We start from the raw sequence: 20,897 nt of genomic DNA, 5'->3' as shown, positions 1-20,897 counted from the left end.
ATTTGGGGGTGATGGTAATGCTGGACAAGATCAGTAAGAAAATCTTGATGGAATTGCAGAGCGATGGACGCATCAGCAATGTGGAGCTGGCCGCGCGCGTGAACCTGTCGCCGGCCGCCTGCCTGGAGCGCGTGCGCAAGTTGCACGAATCCGGTTACATCATGGGCTATACGGCCCAGTTGAACCCGCAGCTGCTCGACGTGTCGCTGCTGGTGTTCATCGAAGTGGTGCTCGATCGCACGACACCGGAAGTGTTCGACGCCTTCAAGCATAGCGTACAAATCATTCCAGAGGTACTGGAATGTCATATGGTCGCTGGCGGTTTCGATTACCTGGTCAAGGCGCGCGTCAAGGACATGGCCGCTTACCGCGAATTCCTGGGCAAGACGCTGTTGCAGAAAGGTGTGCGGGAAACCCACACTTATGCCGTCATGGAAGAGGTCAAAAACACCACCAAATTGCCGATTAAGTGACCTCGGTGTAGCCGTCCCACTTTTCTGATTGAGCTATCGGAACAAATGTTGTAGGGTAGAACTACAATTCTGCTATCCGGTAGCCGCCTGAAACGCCGCGCAGACGGTAACTTCAGGGTGCACAGTGGGCAATCGTGCCCATCCGCATACGGTTACAGCACGTCCCCTCGGCGGGGACGTGACGGGTTCGCGCAGCGGGGGACAAATGAAGCAGTTGCAGCATCAGCTGGTGCGTTTCTTTGTATTCACGATCCTGGCCATGGCCGTCGCCTGTTGCCTGGCCTATCTGCTGCTGCTGTCGGGCGGCGACCATCCGTATCTGATTGCCTGCGTGGCGGCCGCCATCGGCGCCGCGCTGCTGGCGTTTGCCGGCCGTCCGCGCGGCGAGCCGGGCTTGCACCAGTTTGCCGACACGGTGGGCAACGCCATCGATGCCATCATGATCGGCGCGGCGGAAACCTCGTATTTTGTCGATTCCGTCAAACAGAAGGTGGAACTCGACGTGCGCACGGCCAGCGACATCGCCGACAGTTCCGGACAGAACGCCACGATGACGGAAAAGATCGCCGCCAATGCGGAACGGGCCGCCAAGGTGGCCGCCGGCGTGCGCGTGGAAAGCGTGGCGGCGCGCGCCGAAGTGGACCAGGGCTTGCGCCGCATCAATAGCGCGCGCGAGGAAGCGCAAGGCGCGTCCAGCAACATGCTGAGCCTGCAGGAAAAATCCAAACGCATCACGGGCTTTACGGAAGCCATTTCCGATATTTCCGCGCGCACCAATTTGCTGGCGCTGAACGCCGCCATCGAAGCGGCGCGCGCCGGCGAACACGGGCGCGGTTTTGCCGTGGTGGCCGGCGAAGTGCGGCAATTGGCGCAGCGCACCAAGGAAGCCTCCGATGAAATCAGCGTGATGGTGCGCGAAATCAATGAACAGGCGGAAAAAGCCGCGCGCGGCATGAGTTCGCTCGCGACCGGTGTCACGGAAGCGGCGCGCAATGTGGAAAGCGTGCATGCCTCACTCAGCCATATCGAGCAGTCATCGGGCGAATCCGAGGACGAGATCGGCCAGATCGCCCGCGCCTCGCGCGAACACGTCGATACGACGCAGCTGATCGCCGATGCAATCCTGCAAATCCGCGACAGCATGCTGTCGACGAAGCCGAATTGCCGCGCGCCACGCAGTCGGCCATGGCCCTGGCCGAGCGGGCCGAAGCGAAGCGATCGCCGGCGCCCTGGGCGAATCGAGCGTGGCCACGCCGCACGACGAGATCCGCGAGGCGGCCCAGCGCGCCGCGCGCGAGGTGGGCAAACTGTTCGAGCAAGCGATCGCGTCGGGCCGCATCACGCGCGAAGCCCTGTTCGACCGCCATTACCGGCCCATCCCGAATACCAATCCGCCCAAGCACAACACGAAGTTCGATGCATTTACGGACAAGGTGCTGCCGGACCTGCAGGAAGGCGTGCTGGCCGCATTACCTCACCTGGCGTATGCGGGCGCCGTCGACAACAATGGATATTTTCCAACGCACAACAAGAAGTTTTCCCAGCCGCTGACGGGAGATTACGCCACCGATATGGTGAATAACCGCACCAAGCGCATCTTCAGCGACCGTACGGGCAAGCGCTGCGGCAGCAACACCAAGCCCTTCCTGTTGCAGACCTATAAACGCGACACGGGCGAAGTCATGCACGATTTATCCGTGCCCATCCACGTCGAGGGCAAGCACTGGGGCGGTTTTAGAATTGGTTATCGCTCCAGCAGCCATGCATGATGAACATCTGATTAAATCTACTGCGCGTCGTCATTTGCGGCCTGCGATGCTCCCTGTGCTAGAGCACAGTTCCGCTTCTCGGCCACAACTTACTTCCGCTCGCTACGATTTTCTCAGACGTTCGTGCCGCTAATTTTTTCACTCGATATGGGGCTTCGGCGCCACGCCGCCGCCGGCCGCCGTGGCCGTCCGTAACGTGGGCGTGTTCATGCTTTCCAGGTGGTTGCGCAGCCACTTGTGGGCGGGGCTGCGGGCGTCGCGCTCGTGCCACAGCATGTCCAGGTGGACGGCCGGCAAGGTCAACGGCAAATCCTTGTACAGCAGGGATTCCGTCATGCCCGTCGAGGCGATCAGATGGCGCGGCAAGACGGTGATCAGGTCGGAATTGGCGACGACTCTGCCGGCCGTGAAGAACTGGTTGACCGTCAGCAAGATGCGCCGTTCGCGGTGGATCTGCGACAGCGCTTCGTCGATCAAGCCATGCGCGCGGCCGGAAAAGCTCACCAATAAATGGTTCGCCGCGCAATAGTTATCCAGGGTCAATTCCTTGTCGGCCAACGGATGGCCGCGCCGCATCACGCATACATATTTGCCGGAATACAGGCGCTCGTGGCGGATGGGTGAACCCGTTTCGCTCGACAATTGCGCCGCCACGCCGGGAAAGAAGCCCACGGCCAGGTCGATGTCGCCGCGCAGCAGCATCGGACGCGGCTCGCGCGTGGTCAGCGGCATCATGCGCACGTTGACGCCCGGCGCTTCCCGTTCGATCGAGCGCATCAGGGAGGGCAGCCAGAAGGCGGCCGTCGCATCGGCCATGGCCATGCGGAAGGTGGCGTGCGTCTTCGACACGTCGAAGGTTTCCGGCGTGACGGCCGCTTCCAGGCTGGCCAGGGCCGAGCGCACGGACGGCCACAGCGCTTCGGCGCGGGGCGTGGGTTTCACGCCATACGCCGTGCGGATCAGTAATTCGTCACCGAGGCTTTCGCGCAGGCGTTTGATGGCGTTCGATACCGCCGGCTGCGTCATCGCCAGGTGGCCCGCTGCGCGCGTCAGGTTTTGTTCCGTCATGACGGCGTCGAAAACACGCAGCAAGTTCAGATCCAGCGTCAGAAAACTCATGGAAAGCCCAAGATAAAAGTTGAATTCAGATATTTAGTTAAGAGTGTAAACCGCGCCGGGCACGAATATTTTCACTCGTCAAAAAATATTACAGTTTTCCATTCACGATTCATATAATTGGTATCAAGAAATGGAATTAGATTTATATGTTGCACTGCACTATAGTACTGGCAAATTCTATAATGCACTGGAACAGTATGTCTACCTTCGCCTCCGCCCTGTACGCAGTATCCGCACCCGTGCTGGAGATTTCCCTGCTGAACGCCCTGCAACTCGTGCTGGTGATCGTCGCCGTGGGCGCCTTCGCCCTGCTGTTCAAGCCATTGCTGGTGGGCATCGCCCGCGCCATGGTGCTGGTGGTGCGTCCCAAGCTGAGCCGCGAAGAGCGCCTGGCGCGCCAGCAGATGCGCGAAGCGCAAGCCTTGCAACGCACTCTGGGCAAGATGGATGGCGTGTCGCCAAGCAATGCCGCCGAATTGCGCGCCCTGTCGACGCGTGCCTGAGCGAGCAACTGTTGCAAAATGACAAGCCGGCCTGCGCCGGCTTTTTTTACGCCTGCCGCCAGCCGATTACGCCATGTCGCCCAGCAAATGCGCGCGCAATAGCGTGTCGGCCGGATGGGCGCCGATCCAGATTTTCAGCAGCGCATTGTAAAAGGCCAGGTCCGGCACCGTGTCGCCCACCTGTTTGCCGTTCAGCTTGCACAACGTGCCCTCTTCCGGCAGCCAGTCCACGGTGAGAATGTCGCCCTTCTTCAGGCCGGGCACCATGGCGAACATGGCGCCGAATTGCATCGTTTGGCTCAGCAGGCGCGTGCGGTCGGCCTGGTCGGAACTGCGCTTCAAGCCCTGCATGAACGCCTGTCCCAGCTCGTCGGAGGTGATATTGCGCAGCATGACGATTTCCAGACGGCGCGGCCCGGGCAGCGCCAGGATATCTTCCAGCTGGGTTTTCTTTTCCGGCAGGTACAGCGCGATCGTGTAGACCTTGAAGATGACCTTGTAGCGCACGCCGGCGCCGTTGAGTTTCAACTCGCGGCTGGCCAGCTGCACCGTCTCGTCCAGCTTGACGCCGCCCACCTCGACGGCCAGCGCCGCTTGTGCCAAGACGGCGCACAGGCAGGCACAAGCCAGGGAGCGGCCCAAACGGGATGTGCTTATTTGCATCTTCTGCCTCCGTGGAGAAACATGGGCTGTGGATAAGTCAGCACACAGTGTAGAACAGTTGGCAGAAGCTGGCGCCACGCAGACGTGGCCCGGAAGTGGCGCGGAAGAAAAGCTTAGGCTTTGGCGGCGGGAAGTTCCGCCTGCAGGCGTTCGTACTTGGCCATCAATTGCTCCGGGCTTTCGCGCCAGGCGGGATTGAAGGGGATGCAGCTGACAGGGCACACTTGCTGGCATTGCGGCTCGTCAAAGTGGCCCACGCATTCGGTGCACTTGTTGGGATCGATTTCGTAGATTTCCGCGCCCATGTAGATCGCGTCATTCGGGCACTCGGGCTCGCAAATGTCGCAATTGATGCATTCGTCGGTGATCAGTAATGCCATGATTTCACTCTTACTTATTGCGATGAGGCAGCGTTGGCGGCAATCTTGTTTTGCAGCCAGCGGTTCACCGAGGGGAAGACAAACTTGGAGACGTCGCCGCCCAGCGCCGCGATTTCGCGCACGATGGTGCCCGAAATGAACTGGTACTGGTCGGACGGCGTCAGGAACATGGTTTCGACATCGGGCAGCAGGTAGCGGTTCATGCCCGCCATCTGGAATTCGTATTCGAAGTCGGAAACGGCGCGCAAGCCGCGCACGATGACGCGCGCCTCGTGCTTGCGCACGAAATCCTTGAGCAGGCCGGAAAAGCTTTCCACTTGCACGTTCGGATAGTGGCCGAGCACTTCGTTGGCGATTTCCAGGCGTTCGTCGAGCGAGAAAAAACGGTTGCTTGTTCTTGCTGTCGGCCACACCGACGATCAGCTTGTCAAACAGGCCCGATGCGCGGCGCACCAAATCTTCATGACCGCGCGTGAGCGGATCGAATGTTCCTGGATAAACGGCTACAACCATTGCGGCTCCCTGATGATGCACCAATATAGACGCGCATTATGCCTGAAATTGGTGACCACCTTGGTGCCGCGCCTCGGGCCAGGGAGCTTTTTTGCCTCATTTATAGGCAGATTCAGGCAGTTGCCAGTACTTTGTTGTAAGTTAGCAAATGATAATAAACGGTGCCCGCCTTGTCGGCGCGGATGACTTCCCATGGCGCCATCCACTCGGGCTTTTCCAGTGCGCTGGTTTCATCGAAGACCAGCGGCAAGCCCGATTCCGCATACACCATGCCGCCTTCCTTGAGCAGGTTGGCGCACAGCGGCAACACTTTTGCCAGGAAATCCTGCTGGTAGGGCGGATCGAGGAAGATCAGGTCGTAACGCTGGCCGCGCGCTGCCAGCCCTTGCGCCGTCAGCAGGGCGTCGCCGCGCAGCAGCTGGACATTGTCGGCGCGCAATTTCACCTTGTTTTCTTCCAGCTGGCGGATCACGGGCGTGTGCGTATCGACCATGGTGACGGACGCCGCGCCGCGGCTGGCCGCTTCGAAGCCCAGCGCGCCGCTGCCGGCGAACAGGTCCAGCACCTGGGCGTTGGCCCAGTCGCCGTCGCGCAAGTGATTAATCCAGTTAAAGACGGTTTCGCGCACGCGGTCCGGCGTCGGGCGCAAGCCCAGTGCCTGCAAAACAGGCAGCACGGAGCGCTTCCACTGGCCGCCGATGATGCGCACCTGGTTCGGTGGCGGCGCGTGGTGGACGGGGACTTTGGCGGGTTTTTTAATTTTCTTTTGCATGGGTATTTCTTCAATTCGGTGGCGGCCACTATAGCATATGGCCCCCTCCCCCCTGCTGGCGCTGCCTGGCTATTTGGCTTGCGTGGCCAGGGAATTGAAATCGTCGATCCAGCCCTGCATGCGCTTGACGGCGTGGGCCTTTTGCGCTGGCGTGGCGATCTTGATGACCGTCAAGACCATCTGCGCCGTGCTGCTTTCGTAGGCGTCAAAAAAGGCCTTGCGCTCGGAATGTTCGAGGCGCTCGAAACTGTCCTTGATCAGGGTGTTGATCAGGCTCACGGTGGCGTCCTTGCCGAGCTTTTCCTGGTGGACTTTCTTGACCAGGTTCAATACGTTCTGCTGGCGCCGCATGCGTTCGTCGAGCCAGATCTCATTGTTCAGCGGACGCGCGTCGGACGCCTTGCGGATGAGGGCTTCCTGCTCGCTGCTGAAGCTGCCGAACCACAGTTCGAATTGCTCCATGGCTTTCTTGTAGCGCAGTTTCTGGCGCTTCTCCTGGTCGCCGCTCAGGTATTTCTTGCGATAATCATCATTGTTCGATTTAAACTTCTTTTCCATCTGCGCAATTTGCTCGGGCTTGAGCGAACGGGCCAGGTCGGCCAGATCCGGCGCCGCCTTCAGCAGCAGTGCCTGGGTGCGCTGCTTGATTTCGCCGTAGTCGGCCATCAGGTCCGCCTGCGTGATATTGCCCTGCAACTGTTTCTGGCCCGTGCGCAGGATATCCACGTAATCCTTCAATTGCGTCTTGCGGTGCCAGTCGAACAGCTTGTCGATATCCTCGCGCACCCAGCCCTTCTGGTCGCGGTCCAGGTCGACATACGCGTTCAGCCACCAGTACAGCACGGTATCGCCATTGTTGTAGGCCAGGCGCAAGCCGCTGCAGCCGGCCATGACGACCAGCATGAGGGCCAGCACGGCATAAGTAAACCGCTGGAAGGGCGTGGAAGACGGGGCCTGCGTGTTAAACTTTTTCATATTCTTAACTTATAAAAATTACGGTCTATGAACGTTGTCATTCTCGCCGCCGGTATGGGGAAACGCATGCAGTCGGCGCTGCCAAAAGTACTGCACCCGCTGGCTGGCAAGCCGCTGCTGTCGCATGTGATCGATACGGCGCGCAGCCTGGCGCCGTCCCGATTATGCGTGATTTACGGGCATGGGGGCGCTGCGGTGCTGAAGTTGCTTGACGGCTACAAGACCAGCCAAGGCCTGGCGGTCGACGCGGCCGAGCAAACGCAGCAGCTGGGCACCGGCCATGCGGTGCAGCAAGCCGTGGCTTTGCTCGATGACAGCGTACCGACCCTGATCCTGTACGGCGACGTGCCGCTGACCAGCGCCGCTTCCCTGCAGCAGCTGGTGCAGGCGGCCGGCAAGGACAAGCTGGCTATTTTGACCGTGGAACAGGACGATCCCTTCGGCCTGGGCCGCATCGTGCGCGAGCATGGCGCCATCGTGCGCATCGTCGAGGAAAAGGATGCCACGCCAGAAGAGCGCGCCATCCGCGAAATCAACAGCGGCATCATGGTCGCGCCCACCGTGCCCCTGAAGCAATGGCTGTCGTCCCTGTCGAACAATAATGCCCAAGGGGAATACTATCTGACCGATATCGTTGCCCAGGCCGTCGCCGACGGCGTGGCCGTCACCTCGGCCCACCCGGCCGCCGTGTGGGAAGTGGCGGGCGTCAACAGCAAGGTGCAGCTGGCCCAGCTGGAGCGCATCCACCAGAACAATATCGCGCAAGCCTTGCTGGAACGGGGCGTGACCCTGCTCGATCCCGCCCGCATCGACGTGCGCGGCGAACTCATTTGCGGCCGCGACGTCACCATCGACGTCGGCTGCGTGTTCGAAGGCCGCGTGGAACTGGGCGACGGCGTGCGCGTGGGCGCCAACAACGTCATCATCAATGCCACCGTGGCCGCCGGCGCGCACATCAAGCCCTTCTGCCATATCGAGGATGCCGTCGTCGGCGCCGCTTCCATCATCGGCCCCTACGCGCGCCTGCGCCCGGGCACGGTCCTGGCGGAAGACGTGCATGTGGGTAACTTCGTCGAAGTGAAAAACAGCCAGATCGCCGCCCACAGCAAGGCCAACCACCTGGCCTACATCGGCGACGCCACCATCGGTTCGAAGGTCAACATCGGCGCCGGCACGATCACCTGCAACTACGATGGCGTGAACAAGTTCCGCACGGTGATTGAAGACGACGCTTTTATCGGCAGCGACAGCCAGCTGATCGCCCCCGTCACCGTCGGCAAGGGCGCCACCCTGGGCGCCGGCACGACCTTGTCGAAAGATGCGCCGGCCGGCAAGCTGACGGTGTCGCGCGCGCGGCAGGTGACCATCGACGGCTGGACGCGTCCCGTCAAGATCAAGAAGTAAGGCTGGCGTCGGCGCTGGCACACGGGCAGGCCTTGCGGCCTGCCTTTTTTATTTGGATAATAACTATGTGGGTAAGCCCATCAGCAAGTATGGGATAAGCATGTGGGCAAGCCTGCGTACAAGCTGTGCGTAAGATGGCTGGCTTCGCCTGTCATGCGCCTGTCCTCCCCCTTCCCTCCGATTTTCGTCATTTTACGGTCGTGTAAGCCGGTTTACCCGTTAATTGTGGATAAGTCTGTGTGTAAGCCTGCGGATAAGCACTGCATAGCCTTTGCATAAGTAGGGATAAGCAGTCGTGCCTGTCATCGGCCTGAGCTTGCTCTGTGGGTAAGGCTGTGGAAAAGCCGTGCATAGGCGGTGGAAAGCTGGTGGGTAAGTATTGCGTTGGATCAAGCAACAGCCGGAAGCATGGCTTCCGGCTGTTGCTGCCGCATCAGAAACGGCGATTCAGCTCGACCCACAGGCGGGCGGAGCTGCGCGAAGCCAGCAGGACCGGCGTGCCGCCGATGGGCTTGGCGACATACGCGCGGGCATTCCACTGCTGTCCGTCCGCCCAGTTCACGCCCAGCCCGGCGCCGTGCAGGCGCGCGCTGTTCGGGCCTGCCGACCAGCGCTGCTGGTTGACCGTCACGCGCGCGCTGTCGAGGAAGGCCACGGCTTGCCATTGCCCGGCGCTGCCGGTATCGAGGTCATGCCGCCATTCCGCGCTGCCGAAGTAGCCGAGGTCGCCAGCAGCGACGCCCACGTCATAGGCGCGCACCGTGTAGGGCCCGCCTACGCTCATCTTTTCGGACGAATCGAGGTTGCTATCGGCCCATTGCCCGGCGATGGCCAGGTACACGGCATTGCGCTGGTCCAGGTTTTGCAGGCGCGACAGGTTGACGTTCCATTTTGCGTAAGTGCCATGGCTGCGCGCGCTGTAGGCGTCGTTCAGGCGCGCCAGCGGGTCGCTGATGTCGAGCTTGCCAGCGGTGGCGGCCACGCTCCAACTGGTGATGGCGCCAGCCAGGGTCGCATCGCGCACGTCGCCGCTGAGGGTCGCGCCCAGGTTATCCAGGCGGCGGTCGCTGCGCATGGCACTGGTGTCGATGCGGTCGCGCAAGTGCACCTGGTCATATTGCAGCTGCAGATACATATTCGCATCGCGGCTGCGCAGCAGCGGATGGCGCAGCCAGCCACTGGCGACCTGGGCCGTGCCATGCGCTTCCAGCGGGCGCATGGCGCCTTCCAGGCGGTAGCGCAAGGCGGACATGGCCACCCCGGCGCGCGTGCCGGCGCCGTTCAGCAGCAAATCATAGCCGAGACGCGCATACGACATGCCCTTGCCCGAGCTGAGCACGCTGGCGCTGGCCACGTCGCCCTGGTGCAGCGGGTTGTACAGGTACACGGTGGCACCAAGGCGGGCGCGGCCCGTGTAACGGTTGCCATTGTTGTCGAGGAAAGCATTGCCGGCCACGCCAGGACCGGACCAGGCATCGACCAGCAGGTCGGAGCTGCCGACCTCGGCGCCGGGCTTGAGCGTGGCCGTGATGGCGACATTCGGGATGTCGGACAGCAACAGTAAGCTGCGGTCGAGTTCCGCCTGGCCGATGGTCTGGCCCGTTTGCAAGGGCGCCAGCGTGGCGTTCAGCAAGGCGTCGCTGACATCGCTGCGGTTGTCGATGCCGACCTGGCCATAGCGCGCCTCGAGTACTTCGATGCGCACGGTGCCCTGGCGGATGGTCTGGGCGGGCACGATGGCGCGCGCCAGCGGATAGCCGTTGACGCGGTAGTAGCTGGTGATGCGGGCGGCCAGTTCGCCCAGCTGCTCCAAGGTCAGCGTGGTGCCGCGGGCATCGGCCACCAGCGCTTGCAAGGTGGCCGCATCGAACGCGCCGTTGCCGGCGATGTCGATGCGCGTGACGAGAAATGGCGCGCTGGCGGGCAGCGGCGAGCCCTCTTTCTGTTCGATGCGCAGCGCCGGCGCACTGGCGGGCGCATTGGCGGGCGTGGCCGGCTGCAACTGGCGCAGGATGGCGCCCGCGTCGGGCACCACCGGGGTGGTTTGGGCGGCGGGCGCATGGCGCAAAGGCCAGCAGCAGCAGGGACAGCAACGGTTGTTGCATCAGGTGTCGCGGAATCGATGAATAAGTCATGGTGTTATTGATTTACGTTAAGCATGTTGGCGGGCAGCTTGACGCCGCCCAAGACGACTTGCAGGGCCGGGCCGCGGCTGCCGATCTGCATGGTGGTGTTCGGCAAGGCATTGCTGGCGCCAGCATTGGCGGCCGGGACATCCGTCTGCGTGATGGTGATGGTCGGCGCGGCGGCCAAGGTGCCGGGACGCGTGTCGGCAAAGCTGCCCAGCACTTGCGCCTGCAATTGCACCACGGCTGCCTGGGCCGGCGGCGGCAGGGTCGCCGACTGCAACGTCAGCGCGCTGGCATTGCCCCCGGCTTGCACGAAGGCATAGTCGGTCGAGCTCAGGCCGCTACCGGTGATGGCGTAGTTGCCGGCCGGGCTGCTGGCCGTGGCCGGGCTGGTCCAGGCCAGGATGCCGCTGGTGGCATCCGCCAGGGTGTCGCTGCCCAGCAGGCCGCTGACCTTGCCGCTCAAGCCATCGGGCGTGCGGCCACCCGTCAAGGTCACGGGCGCGGCCGTGTAGAGCAAGCTGGCCTTGGCGATGTCAGCCGTGATATTGCCTGGCTGCACGAGTTCATAGTTGGCTGCGTCCGCGCCTTGCAGGCTGAAGCCGCCGAGGGTGACGGTTTTACGGTTGCCGGCATGCTTGTCGGCAAACGCTGCGTTGCCGCCCGCCACGCGCAAGTCGTCGTCGCCCAGCGCCAGCACCGTGGCCGTGCCCGTCAGGGTGGCTTGATTGGTCGCGTCGTAGACTTTGTTGGCCGCGCCCACGCCGGTGACGACCACGCTGGCCTTGGCGATATCGGCCGTGACGTTGCCTGGCTGCACCAGGTCATAGTTGGCCGCGTCAGCGCCTTGCAAACTGAAGCCGCTGACAGTGACCTTTTTACCGTTGCCGGCGTGCTTGTCGGCAAACGCTGCGTTGCCGCCGTCACGCCGAGCTGGTCGTCGCCCAGCGCCAGCACCGTGGCCGTGCCCGTCAGGGTGGCTTGATTGGTCGCGTCGTAGACTTTGTTGGCCGAGCCCACGCCGGTCACCACCACGCTGGCCTTGGCGATGTCGGCCGTGACGGTGCCCGGCTGCACGAGTGCATAGTTGGACGCGTCCGCGCCCTGCAAGGCAAAGCCGCCGAGGGTGACGGTTTTACCGTTGCCGGCGTGCTTGTCGGCAAAGTGGGCGTTGCCGCCCGTCAAGCTGAGCTGGTCGTCGCCCAGCGCCAGCACCGTGGCCGTGCCCGTCAGGGTGGCTTGATTGGTCGCGTCGTAGACTTTGTTCGCCGCGCCCACGCCTGTCACCACCACGCTGGCCTTGGCGATATCGGCCGTGACGTTGCCTGGCTGCACCAGGTCATAGTTGGCCGCGTCAGCGCCTTGCAAACTGAAGCCGCTGACAGTGACCTTTTTACCGTTGCCGGCGTGCTTGTCGGCAAACGCTGCGTTGCCGCCCGTCACGCCGAGCTGGTCGTCGCCCAGCGCCAGCACCGTGGCCGTGCCCGTCAGGGTGGCTTGATTGGTCGCGTCGTAGACTTTATTCGCCGCGCCCACGCCCGTCACCATCACGCTGGCCTTGGCGATATCGGCCGTGACGTTGCCCGGCTGCACGAGCTCATAGTTGTCCGCGTCCGCGCCCTGCAGGCTGAAGCCGCCGAGGGTGACGGTTTTACCGTTGCCGGCGTGCTTGTCGGCAAAGTGGGCGTTGCCGCCCGCCACGCGCAAGTCGTCGTCGCCCAGCACCTGTACCTTGGCCGTGCCCGTCAAAGTGGCGCCCGTCGTCGCGTCGTAGACTTTATTCGCCGCGCCCACGCCCGTGACGACCACGCTGGCCTTGGCGATGTCGGCCGTGATATTGCCTGGCTGCACGAGTGCATAGTTGGCCGCGTCCGCACCCTGCAGGCTGAAGCCGCCGAGGGTGACGGTTTTCCCTGTGCCGGCGTGCTTGTCGGCAAAATACGCATTGCCGCCCGTCAAGCTGAGCTGGTCGTCGCCCAGCGCCAGCACCTTGGCCGTGCCCGTCAGGGTGGCCTGGTTGGTGGCGTCATACACTTTATTTGCCACCCCCGCATCCTGCACATACAAGGTGGCGCGGGTGATGGTGGCGCGGTGCTGGCCACCTTCCAGCGTGTAATTGTCCGCCCGGCCACCCTGGCCGTTCGCCAGCATCAAGCTAGCGCTGTTGAGGTACTTGTCTACACCGACGTTTTTGTTGTCGAGGATGCCAATGCCGGACAGGACCAGGCTCTCGCCGCTGACCAGTCCCCGCAACGTCAGCAGGCCCGCAGCCATGCCGTTGCCGCCGTCGTAGGTGCGCATGCCGTCGAGAGTAATGACGGCCCGGTTGATCGTCAGCGCCCCTGCCACCAGGTCGATGTCATAACCTTGCTGGCCGGAATACAGATAGCTGTCTATGGCGTGATAGCTGCCGGCATCGCGCATGGCGCCATACACGCCATTGTTGCTGTAGAGAATATTCCCGGATTCGGCGGCGCCGGCCAGCGAATAGCGGGCATTGACCAGGCCGCCAGAGTAGTTCCTGCCATCGTAGGTCTTGCTGGTGGCATCGGCGTTGACGGTCAGGGCCGTCAGGAAGCTGCGCAGCAGCGGCGCCGTCTGGCCTGCGTAGATACGCCAGACGGCGTGGCTGCCGCCGCTGGTGGCCATGTCCCAGCCGGCGAAGCTCGATGGCGAGCGCAGCTCTGCATCGCTCAGGCCGCGCACATTGCTCAGTGTGCCTTCATTTCCAGCGATGCCAGGCGCTGTGGCCGCGCCGCTCCAGAAGCTGTCGCGCACGATGCCGAAGTTGTTGCCGACCAAGGCGCCGGTCGTCGCATTGCCGTGCACGGCGCCCGTTGCGTAGCTGTTGCTCACGCTGTCACCCGGGTTGCTGTTAAAACCGAGCAAGCCACCGACGTCATAGTCGCCACTGGCCACGCCAGTAGCGTAGCTGTCGGCAATGCTGCCTTCCAGGTTGTAGCCGACCAGGCCGCCCGCATTGTCCTTGACGGCGGTGGCGTTGCCTGTGGCGTAACTGCCGCGCACCGTGGCGCTGATGCCATCGTCGCCAGTATTGCTTCCGACCAGGCCGCCTACATTGCGAAATCCGCTGGCGTTACCGGTGGCATAACTGCCAGTGATGGTGCCTTTGTAGTTATCGCCCACCAGGCCACCCACGCGGTTATCCACGCCGACGACCGTCCCGCTGGCGTAGCTGCCGCTGACGGTGCCATGGTCAATTTCACCGATCAGGCCGCCGATCCTGCCGCTGCCGCTGACATTGCCGCTGGCGTGGCTGTCATTGACGGTGCCCTTGTAGTTCAGGCCCATCAGGCCGCCGATGCTGTCGTCACCGCTGACCGTCCCGGTGGCGTAGCTATCGGTAACCCGACCGCCATTCTCCCCTACCAGACCGCCAACATAGTCGTCGCCGCTGACCGTCCCGGTGGCGTAGCTATCGCTGACCAGGCCGCCATTCGACCCTACCAGGCCGCCAACACTGTCCTCTCCTTTGATGCTGCCGCCGAGCATGCCGACATGGCGGATGACGGAACCTGCCTCCGAGTAGCCGATCAGTCCGACATTCCTGGTATCGGGCAGGTCGATATACAGGCCGCTGATGGTATGGCCCTGGCCGTCCAGGCTACCCGTGAATGCGTTGTCGCGCGTGCCGACGGGAATGAAGCCGGTCTCGCCCCAGACGCCCTTGCCGCCCGCCGTGCCGCTGGCGTCGATATTCGCGCCCAGCACATACGCGGCGCCCGGCGCCATGGCCATCAATTGCAGCTGGTGCGCATTGTGGATCGTCGTCGCATATTCGGACGCCAGCATCGGATATGTGGCGCCCGCCGCTCCGCCGGCATTATTCAAACCGCCGTCCACGTTGACCAGCACCCAGTTGTTGCCCGGCGCGCCAGGCGTGGTGGTGAAGTTAAAGCCCGTGAAACTGCTGGCCGTGCGCATCTGCGCGTCCGTCAGCCCGGTGCCGCCCTTGGAGGTGGCCTGGCCCGTACCGTCGATGGACCAGAAACTGTTGATGATTTTTTGCGGTGCACCATTGCTGCCGATCAAACCGCCGAAGTTGCTGCCGCCGTCGGCGATGAGCAGGCGCCCCGTGGCGAAACTGGTATCGACCGATCCCGAGTTGGTGCCAATCAGGCCGCCAATGTCGCTCTTGCCCGCCACGCTGCCCGTGGCATAGCTGTTGCTGATCGTTCCCAGGTTGATGCCGGCCAGGCCCCCGCTCAGGGAGTTGCCGCTGACGGCGCCCGAGGCGTAGCTGTTGATGATGCTGCCGCTGTTGCGCGCCACCAGGCCGCCGCTGATGAAGCCATCGGCGGTGACATCGAGCGCCGCATAGCTATTCCTGATCGTGCCCTTGTTGTCGCCCACCAGGCCGCCCGCGTAATAATGGGTCTTGATGTGGCCGCCATTCAAACCCACGTTCTGGATCAGGGCATCCTTGGTGGTGATGGAAAACAAGCCGCTGCCGCCGCCGGAACCCGACATCATGCTGAGCTGATTGATGGAATGACCGAGGCCGTCGAAGATGCCGCTAAAGCCCGTATCCCTGCCCAGCGGCATGAAGCCCGCATCCCACCAAACGGGGTTCCAGGCGGCCGAGGCGGTGGCCGAGGCGTCGATGTCGGCACCGAGCACAAAATTGCCGTTCAGCTTGCCATTAATGCCTTGCAAGTCGGTGCCCGTGACGCTGCGGTAAGCGCCCAGGGCGGTGATGACCGTATAGTCGGTGCGCACGCCGTCCGCGCCCAATGTGGTGCTGAAATTTTGCCCGGCGGGCAGATGCACCTGCGCGCCGCTGCTCAGCAGATACGCGGCCGTATTGCCGGCGGCGGCGGCGCCCTGGCCGTATTCCAGCGCCAGGCTGGCCGTGCCGGAACCGTTCAGGGTGGCGTTGATATTGATGTTGCGCTGGGCATTCAGGGTCAGCCGGTTGGCCGACCAGTTCACCTTGTCGTTGACGTGCACGTCGCCGGCCGTGCCGGCGCTGCCTTGCGTGCTCTGGATTACCACATTGCCATTGCGCAGGTTGGCCGACAGGGCGGCGCCGCTGATGTCGCCGCCGCTGGCGGCGATGGTGAAGTCGACCGGGTCGATCAGCCAGGTGCCGGCGCGGCCCTGAGCGGCGGCCGTGCTGATGCGAACGTCGTTGGCGACCTTCACGTGGGCGGCGCTCGTTTCGATGAAGCCGCCATTGCCGCCGTTCGGGGCGCTGGCGTCCAGGGTGCCGGCCACATGGGTGGTGCCGGCGCTCATGCCGCCGAGCAAGACGATGCTGCCATCGCGCTGTTCCACGCTGCGCGCCTCGATGACGCCCGTGTTGTTGACGACGCTGGCCAGCAGCGAGTCGCGGGCGCCAGCGCTCATCAGCACCTGGCCGCTATCGGCGCGGATCAGGCCGCCGTTCTCGGCCAGGTTTTCAGGGTGCTTTGCTCGATGCGCAGTTGCAGCAGGCGCGCACCGTCAAAGCTCAGGGTAGCGGCGCTGCCGGCACCCAGCGCGACCGTGCCCAGACGGGCCGAGATGGCGCCCTGGTTGCCGACCTTGTTGCCCAGCAAGGCGACATAGCCGCCGTCGGCCGCGCGCAGCGTGCCTTCGTTGATGACGCTGCCGCTGCCCTTGCCGGCGAAGGCATGCTTCGAGCCGCCCAGGCTGGCGTTGTCGACGTCGAGCGTCGAAGCCACCAGGCCGCCCACATTGACTTGCGCGCCGCGGCCGAACAGCACGCCGTTCGGGTTGATCAGGTATACCTGGCCATTCGCGTTGAGCCTTCCGAGGATTTGCGTGCCGTTGCTGTCGAAGATGCGGTTGACGGCCAGCGCGCTGGCCGAAGGCTGAACGAAGGTGACGCTTTCGTTGGCGCCCACGTTAAAACTGTTCCAGTTCAGCGCCGCCTGCTGGCTCGATTGCCTGATCGTGGTGCTGTTGCCCTGCTGGCTGATGCTGGCCGTGCCTGCCACCACCTGCCCGCCCGTGGGAGTGGCCAGCGCCGGTCCTCCCAGCGCCAGCGCCGTCATGGCGGCCGCCGCTGCGGCCAGTTTGCGGCGGCTGCCCTTGCCGCGTCCGCGCGAGGTTTCCGCGACGGCGACCCAGGCGTTCAGGACGTGGCTCCAGACGAGGCGGTAGACGTGATTCAATGATCCATGACGATGCATAGGGTCGATCCTTGTTGATGTGAAAAAGGTATGCTCCAGCGCCAGGCTGGCGTGGGCAGAATGGGGATGAAAATCGCTCAGGAATGCGGCCGGGAACAGGCGTGGCCAAGACTGCGGATGAAGAATGAAGAGCGATGCATGTTTTTCCTGTGCGGTAGGTGTTGGCGCCGATGGCCGACAGGAAAGGCGTGCGCTTCCCCGAAGGCATCTATTTTGTTGCTTTTTTAAACATTCTTGTTATAAAAAGCTACAAAGATTTCCGACGGGAAATATAGCAGAATGGAAGCGTTTGAAATTGAGCAAACCTGAGCGATTCCCGACTGTTTCAGTCGGGAATGCGGGAGCGATCAGGCGGGCAGGTGCAGGGCGAAACTGATGGTGCCGTTGGCGCCGGCGCTGGCCAGCGTGACCTGGCCGCCGTGCAGTTCGGCGATGCGCTGCACCAGGTACAGGCCCAGTCCGGCGCCAGGCTTGTGCTGGGCGATGCGGCCACGGAAGTATTTCTGGAACAGGCGCGGGATTTCATCGGCGGGCAGCGGCTCGCCCTCGTTGCTGACGACGATCTGCACGCGGCCGTCCCCCAGCGTGGCGGCCTGCATGCGGATCGCCTGGGTCTGCGGCGCGTGCCGGTCGGCATTGCTGAGCAGGTTGCGCAGGGCCACGCGCAGCAGGCTGGCATCGGCCACGATGCTGTCGGGCAGCGCCTGCACGCTGGCATCGACGCGGCCGGGCGGCCACTCGGCCAGCACGGCCGTCAGCAGCGCGCGCAAGTCGCATGGCAGGGGCCGGAAGGTCGCCGCGCTCGTTTCCATGCGGTCGGCGCTCAGGTATTCATCCACCAGCGCCGTCATGCGGCCGCTGGCTTCACGCAGATTCTGGCAGCGCTGCAGGGTCTTTTCCCGCGGCGCCTCTGTGTTGCGGGCAATTTGCTGGGCCGTGGTATTGATGATGGCCAGTGGCGTGTGGAATTCATGCGACACCATGGCAACGAAATCCTGCTGCTCTTCGCGCGTGCGGGTTTCCACTTTCAGCGCGGCGCGCAATTCGCCTTCGAGCGCGGCGCGCCGGCCGATTTCCTGCCGCAATGCTGCCGTGCGCAGCGCCACCTGCTCTTCCAGGCGCTCATTCAGGGCGCGCACGGCGCTGACGGCCTCGGCCTGCGCCCGGTCCTTGGCGCGGCGCAATTCGGCGTAACGGCGGTTGAGGCGCAAACTCATCAGCATCATGTGCACGAAGGCGCCCAGGGTGGCCGCATGGTTGGTCAGAAATTCGGCGGCACGATCGCCATGTTGCGCAGGAAGCTGATCACCACGCCCGCGTAAAAGATGCCGAAGATAAACAGGAAGGCGTGCGCCGGACGATGCCCGCGCAGCGCCAGCCAGCTGGCCAGGGTGATGAACAGCACGATCAAGGGCAAGGCCGTCATTTGCACGACGAGTACGCCAGCGGCATAGTTGCCGCGCAGCACCAGCAGCGCACCGCACAGCGCGGCAGCGGCCGTCACGCCCACCACGGCGCGGCTGAAACGGGGAAACAGGGCGGGCAGTTCCAGTTGCAAAGTGGAAAAACGGGCACCGACGGCGATGGACATCGCCATCGACACGCCCAGCATGGGATCGGACAGCCAGTTCGGCATGGCGAAAATTTGCTGGGGAATGGCGATCGTCAGCGCTTCCGTCGTGGCATTCGTCAGCACGTACAGCAGATACCAGCCGCTGTGCGCTTCGCGCGTCATGCGCCAGAAAAAGATGTGGAACAGGATCAATAGCAAATAACTGCCGAACTGCAAGCCGTAATACAGGTATTCGCGGCGCGAAACGTCGTCGAAGCTGGCGCTGGGCAACAAGGTCAGTTCGGTGGACATGGCCTTTTTGCTGTGCAGGCGCACCAGCCAGCGCTGCGGCGTATCGGCTTGCAGGCGCAGCGGAAACACCACCTGGCGCGCATCGATGGGCCAGTTGCCGCGCGCCACGTCGGCGCCCGCTTCCTGCACGCTCCAGTGGCCTGCCGCGTCCCAGCGGTACAGCCGCACATCGTCGAGCACGGCGTTGCTGAAACGCAGGACCCATTCGTCGGGGGAGGCTGCCGCGCGCGTCACGTCCAGGCGCAGCCAGACGGCGTCCTGCGTGTAGCCGGCGCTGACGGCGCCGGGCAAGGTGCGCCAGCCGGGGGCCGCCAATGCCGCATCGGGTCCCAGCCGGCCGGTGGCGTCGCGCAGCATCCGCAGGTGGCCGCTGGCGGACACGGGCTGCCCGCTGGCAGGCAGCAGCAGCGGCGCGGGGACGGGTGCCGCTGCCGCAGTCCGGCAGAGCAAGGCGGTGAGCAACAGGCAAATGGCGAGCAGGATTTTCATGGCGCAGGAGCTTACCACGGCCATCGTGGCAGTCAAAAAGACAACTTCCCGGCCCCACGGCGATCGGTTATCCTTGCGCCATGTTGAACCTCATCCTGCTTGAAGACGAAGCCGTGCTGCGCCACGAGCTGACGGAGTTTCTCGGTGATTGCGGCTACCGCGTCAGCGCCGTGGCCGACCTGGCCGCCTTCCACGCCTGCTACACGCCAGCACTGCACCGCATTGCCATCATCGACCTCGGCTTGCCCGATGGCGAAGGCATGGTGCTGGTGCGCGCCTTGCGCGCGCAGGGGCATCCCATCGGCATCGTCGTGTTTACGGCGCGCGCGGGGGCCACGCAGGACAAGGTCAACGGACTGGGCGGTGGTGCCGATTACTACCTGCCCAAGAGCGCCGACCTGGACGAGCTGGCCGCCACCCTGGGCGCGCTGGCACGGCGCCTCGGCGCGCCGCCTGCCGACGCGCCGCCGCCCGCCACGGCCTGGGTGCTGGAACTGGGACCGCGCCGCCTCTTGCCGCCCGGCTGCGGCGCCATTGCGCTGTCGCAACAGGACGTCACCGTGCTGCACGTACTGATGGCCGAGCCGGAGCGCATCGTCAGCCGCCAGCAGATCGTGCAATCGCTGGGCGAGGATTTTCTCAGCTACGACCAGCGCCGCCTGGACACCCAGATCAGCCGCTTGCGCCGCAAGGCCGAACAGGCGGCAGGCCTGGCCTTGCCCATCAATACCGCCCGCAACGCGGGCTACCGCTTCTATGCCGACGCCGAAGTGCGCCCCTGAGTATGCCGCCTGCCATCGCACAATGGCTGTGGATAAGCCTGTCGATAAGTGGGCTGCTAACTTGTTGGCAAGCTGTGCGCAGCCGGTGTACAAGTTGACCTGGCAGTAGCTTGTACACTTTTTCCATGCCGGTGCGGCGCCGTCGCGGGCCGCCTGGCACTGCTTCCCCGCGCATCCCTTGCTCTGCTGCCATGGCTTGCCCGCGTCACGCTTGTGCATAAGCCTGTGGGCAAGTGCGGCATAAGCGGTGGAAAAGCGCCGTATAAGTCTGTGGGCAAGCGGTGGGCAAGCCGTGGATAAATAAGAATCACACGGCGATACGGGTCTCGAACTTGCTGCGGAACGTGGAAAAATAGCTTTTCACGTTGCGCACATTCGCGTGCGCGGCAAACAGGCGGTGCGCCAGCGCGTGGTAGGCGGGCATGTCGGCCACTTGCACCATCAGCACGAAGTCGGGCCCGGGCGAGACGCGGTAGCACTGCAGCACGGCGGGCTCGTCCGCCACGAGCTGCTCGAATTCCGCCATGCGTTCCGCCGCCTGCACGTCGAGCGTGATTTCCACGATGGCCGTCAGGCGCGCCCCCACCAGTTGCGGCGCGACGATGGCCACTTGCCGTTCGATGACGCCGCTTTCCCTTAAATGCTTGACCCTGCGCAAACAGGTGGGCGCCGAGACGTGCACCGCTTGTGCCAGCTCGCTGTTGGTTTGCGATGCATCAAGTTGCAATGCGTTCAGGATGCGACGATCGATTTCGTCGAGGGCAATATTGTGTTCGCTCATGATTTTTATGAATTGGGAAATATATTGAGTTTAAATGAAATAATATTTCATCGTAAAATGGTCATGAAATATTTAGTCAAAAACATACAGATTTAGAAAGCATATTTCACGCACTCTGCATTA

At 63.3% G+C, this 20,897-nt stretch carries 15 protein-coding genes and 3 pseudogenes; 5 read left to right on the top strand and 13 right to left on the bottom strand.

Annotated features, from left to right (window positions below):
- Window positions 1–17 precede the first annotated feature (17 nt).
- Both ACQVLG_RS07885 and ACQVLG_RS07880 read left to right on the top strand, forming a co-directional pair.
- Complete coding sequence (locus tag ACQVLG_RS07885; protein ID WP_010393827.1) at window positions 18–473, top strand: Lrp/AsnC ligand binding domain-containing protein; 456 nt, start codon at window positions 18–20, stop codon at window positions 471–473.
- A gap of 205 nt (window positions 474–678) precedes the next feature.
- Window positions 679–2,242: pseudogene (locus ACQVLG_RS07880) on the top strand (methyl-accepting chemotaxis protein).
- 138 nt (window positions 2,243–2,380) lie between these two features.
- Here the strand turns inward: ACQVLG_RS07880 and ACQVLG_RS07875 are convergent.
- A complete protein-coding gene (locus ACQVLG_RS07875; protein WP_034752642.1) occupies window positions 2,381–3,361 on the bottom strand; it encodes a LysR family transcriptional regulator in 981 nt (326 codons plus the stop codon).
- Window positions 3,362–3,558: 197 nt separating this feature from the next.
- Between ACQVLG_RS07875 and ACQVLG_RS07870 the strand changes: the two genes are divergently transcribed.
- Window positions 3,559–3,864, top strand: coding sequence for a hypothetical protein (locus ACQVLG_RS07870; RefSeq protein ID WP_070218913.1), 306 nt, complete (start codon window positions 3,559–3,561; stop codon window positions 3,862–3,864).
- A gap of 66 nt (window positions 3,865–3,930) precedes the next feature.
- Here the strand turns inward: ACQVLG_RS07870 and ACQVLG_RS07865 are convergent, their stop codons facing one another.
- The 5 genes and pseudogenes from ACQVLG_RS07865 to ACQVLG_RS07845 form a co-directional block, all read right to left on the bottom strand.
- Complete coding sequence (locus tag ACQVLG_RS07865) at window positions 3,931–4,527, bottom strand: chalcone isomerase family protein (RefSeq protein WP_474293818.1); 597 nt, start codon at window positions 4,525–4,527, stop codon at window positions 3,931–3,933.
- Between the two features lie 113 nt (window positions 4,528–4,640).
- Window positions 4,641–4,907: a YfhL family 4Fe-4S dicluster ferredoxin gene (locus ACQVLG_RS07860; protein ID WP_077398358.1), complete on the bottom strand. Its 267-nt coding sequence runs from the start codon at window positions 4,905–4,907 to the stop codon at window positions 4,641–4,643.
- A gap of 14 nt (window positions 4,908–4,921) precedes the next feature.
- Window positions 4,922–5,420 (bottom strand): annotated as a pseudogene (gene coaD / locus ACQVLG_RS07855) (pantetheine-phosphate adenylyltransferase).
- 112 nt (window positions 5,421–5,532) lie between these two features.
- Window positions 5,533–6,192 carry a 16S rRNA (guanine(966)-N(2))-methyltransferase RsmD gene (rsmD, locus tag ACQVLG_RS07850; RefSeq protein WP_474293816.1) on the bottom strand — a complete coding sequence of 220 codons (660 nt, stop codon included), beginning with the start codon at window positions 6,190–6,192 and terminating at the stop codon, window positions 5,533–5,535.
- 69 nt (window positions 6,193–6,261) lie between these two features.
- On the bottom strand, window positions 6,262–7,167 hold the full coding sequence (locus ACQVLG_RS07845) for a DUF6279 family lipoprotein (RefSeq protein ID WP_474293814.1): 906 nt from the start codon (window positions 7,165–7,167) through the stop codon (window positions 6,262–6,264).
- A gap of 27 nt (window positions 7,168–7,194) precedes the next feature.
- On the opposite strand from ACQVLG_RS07845, the gene glmU reads away from it, so the two are divergent.
- Window positions 7,195–8,571 (top strand): bifunctional UDP-N-acetylglucosamine diphosphorylase/glucosamine-1-phosphate N-acetyltransferase GlmU, encoded by a 1,377-nt coding sequence (gene glmU, locus ACQVLG_RS07840; protein WP_230540095.1) that lies wholly within the window; start codon window positions 7,195–7,197, stop codon window positions 8,569–8,571.
- Between the two features lie 433 nt (window positions 8,572–9,004).
- Here glmU and ACQVLG_RS07835 read toward each other — a convergent pair whose 3' ends face one another.
- From ACQVLG_RS07835 to ACQVLG_RS07810, 6 genes and pseudogenes are all read right to left on the bottom strand, one after another.
- Window positions 9,005–10,639, bottom strand: a complete 1,635-nt coding sequence (locus ACQVLG_RS07835; RefSeq protein WP_474293812.1) for a ShlB/FhaC/HecB family hemolysin secretion/activation protein — start codon at window positions 10,637–10,639, stop codon at window positions 9,005–9,007.
- A gap of 71 nt (window positions 10,640–10,710) precedes the next feature.
- Window positions 10,711–11,553: a YDG domain-containing protein gene (locus tag ACQVLG_RS07830; RefSeq protein ID WP_474293810.1), complete on the bottom strand. Its 843-nt coding sequence runs from the start codon at window positions 11,551–11,553 to the stop codon at window positions 10,711–10,713.
- A gap of 230 nt (window positions 11,554–11,783) precedes the next feature.
- Window positions 11,784–14,213 (bottom strand): annotated as a pseudogene (locus ACQVLG_RS07825) (beta strand repeat-containing protein); the annotation flags it as partial.
- Between the two features lie 1,883 nt (window positions 14,214–16,096).
- Window positions 16,097–16,858, bottom strand: coding sequence for a two-partner secretion domain-containing protein (locus ACQVLG_RS07820; protein WP_474293808.1), 762 nt, complete (start codon window positions 16,856–16,858; stop codon window positions 16,097–16,099).
- Window positions 16,859–17,205: 347 nt separating this feature from the next.
- Entirely contained in the window at window positions 17,206–18,084 is an 879-nt protein-coding gene (locus ACQVLG_RS07815) for a sensor histidine kinase (protein ID WP_474293806.1), read from the bottom strand.
- 35 nt (window positions 18,085–18,119) lie between these two features.
- Window positions 18,120–19,211, bottom strand: a complete 1,092-nt coding sequence (locus ACQVLG_RS07810; RefSeq protein ID WP_474293804.1) for a 7TMR-DISM family protein — start codon at window positions 19,209–19,211, stop codon at window positions 18,120–18,122.
- A gap of 80 nt (window positions 19,212–19,291) precedes the next feature.
- Here ACQVLG_RS07810 and ACQVLG_RS07805 point away from each other — a divergent pair, with 80 nt between their 5' ends.
- On the top strand, window positions 19,292–19,993 hold the full coding sequence (locus ACQVLG_RS07805; protein ID WP_474293802.1) for a response regulator transcription factor: 702 nt from the start codon (window positions 19,292–19,294) through the stop codon (window positions 19,991–19,993).
- Between the two features lie 307 nt (window positions 19,994–20,300).
- Here the strand turns inward: ACQVLG_RS07805 and ACQVLG_RS07800 are convergent, their stop codons facing one another.
- Window positions 20,301–20,774 (bottom strand): Lrp/AsnC family transcriptional regulator, encoded by a 474-nt coding sequence (locus ACQVLG_RS07800; RefSeq protein WP_230540090.1) that lies wholly within the window; start codon window positions 20,772–20,774, stop codon window positions 20,301–20,303.
- Window positions 20,775–20,897 lie beyond the last annotated feature (123 nt).

Source organism: Janthinobacterium sp. TPC_1 (assembly GCF_056037845.1).
This window is presented reverse-complemented; position numbering and strand designations above follow the sequence as displayed.

Bases quoted from the DNA above. Each gene is read 5' to 3' on its own strand.
- ACQVLG_RS07875 (WP_034752642.1), bottom strand. From the start codon at position 3,361: ATGAGTTTTCTGACGCTGGATCTGAACTTGCTGCGTGTTTTCGACGCC.
- ACQVLG_RS07885 (WP_010393827.1), top strand. From the start codon at position 18: ATGCTGGACAAGATCAGTAAGAAAATCTTGATGGAATTGCAGAGCGAT.
- ACQVLG_RS07815 (WP_474293806.1), bottom strand. From the start codon at position 18,084: ATGATGCTGATGAGTTTGCGCCTCAACCGCCGTTACGCCGAATTGCGC.
- ACQVLG_RS07810 (WP_474293804.1), bottom strand. From the start codon at position 19,211: ATGAAAATCCTGCTCGCCATTTGCCTGTTGCTCACCGCCTTGCTCTGC.
- rsmD (WP_474293816.1), bottom strand. From the start codon at position 6,192: ATGCAAAAGAAAATTAAAAAACCCGCCAAAGTCCCCGTCCACCACGCG.
- ACQVLG_RS07870 (WP_070218913.1), top strand. From the start codon at position 3,559: ATGTCTACCTTCGCCTCCGCCCTGTACGCAGTATCCGCACCCGTGCTG.
- ACQVLG_RS07820 (WP_474293808.1), bottom strand. From the start codon at position 16,858: ATGCATCGTCATGGATCATTGAATCACGTCTACCGCCTCGTCTGGAGC.
- ACQVLG_RS07800 (WP_230540090.1), bottom strand. From the start codon at position 20,774: ATGAGCGAACACAATATTGCCCTCGACGAAATCGATCGTCGCATCCTG.
- ACQVLG_RS07845 (WP_474293814.1), bottom strand. From the start codon at position 7,167: ATGAAAAAGTTTAACACGCAGGCCCCGTCTTCCACGCCCTTCCAGCGG.
- glmU (WP_230540095.1), top strand. From the start codon at position 7,195: ATGAACGTTGTCATTCTCGCCGCCGGTATGGGGAAACGCATGCAGTCG.
- ACQVLG_RS07805 (WP_474293802.1), top strand. From the start codon at position 19,292: ATGTTGAACCTCATCCTGCTTGAAGACGAAGCCGTGCTGCGCCACGAG.
- ACQVLG_RS07865 (WP_474293818.1), bottom strand. From the start codon at position 4,527: ATGCAAATAAGCACATCCCGTTTGGGCCGCTCCCTGGCTTGTGCCTGC.
- ACQVLG_RS07860 (WP_077398358.1), bottom strand. From the start codon at position 4,907: ATGGCATTACTGATCACCGACGAATGCATCAATTGCGACATTTGCGAG.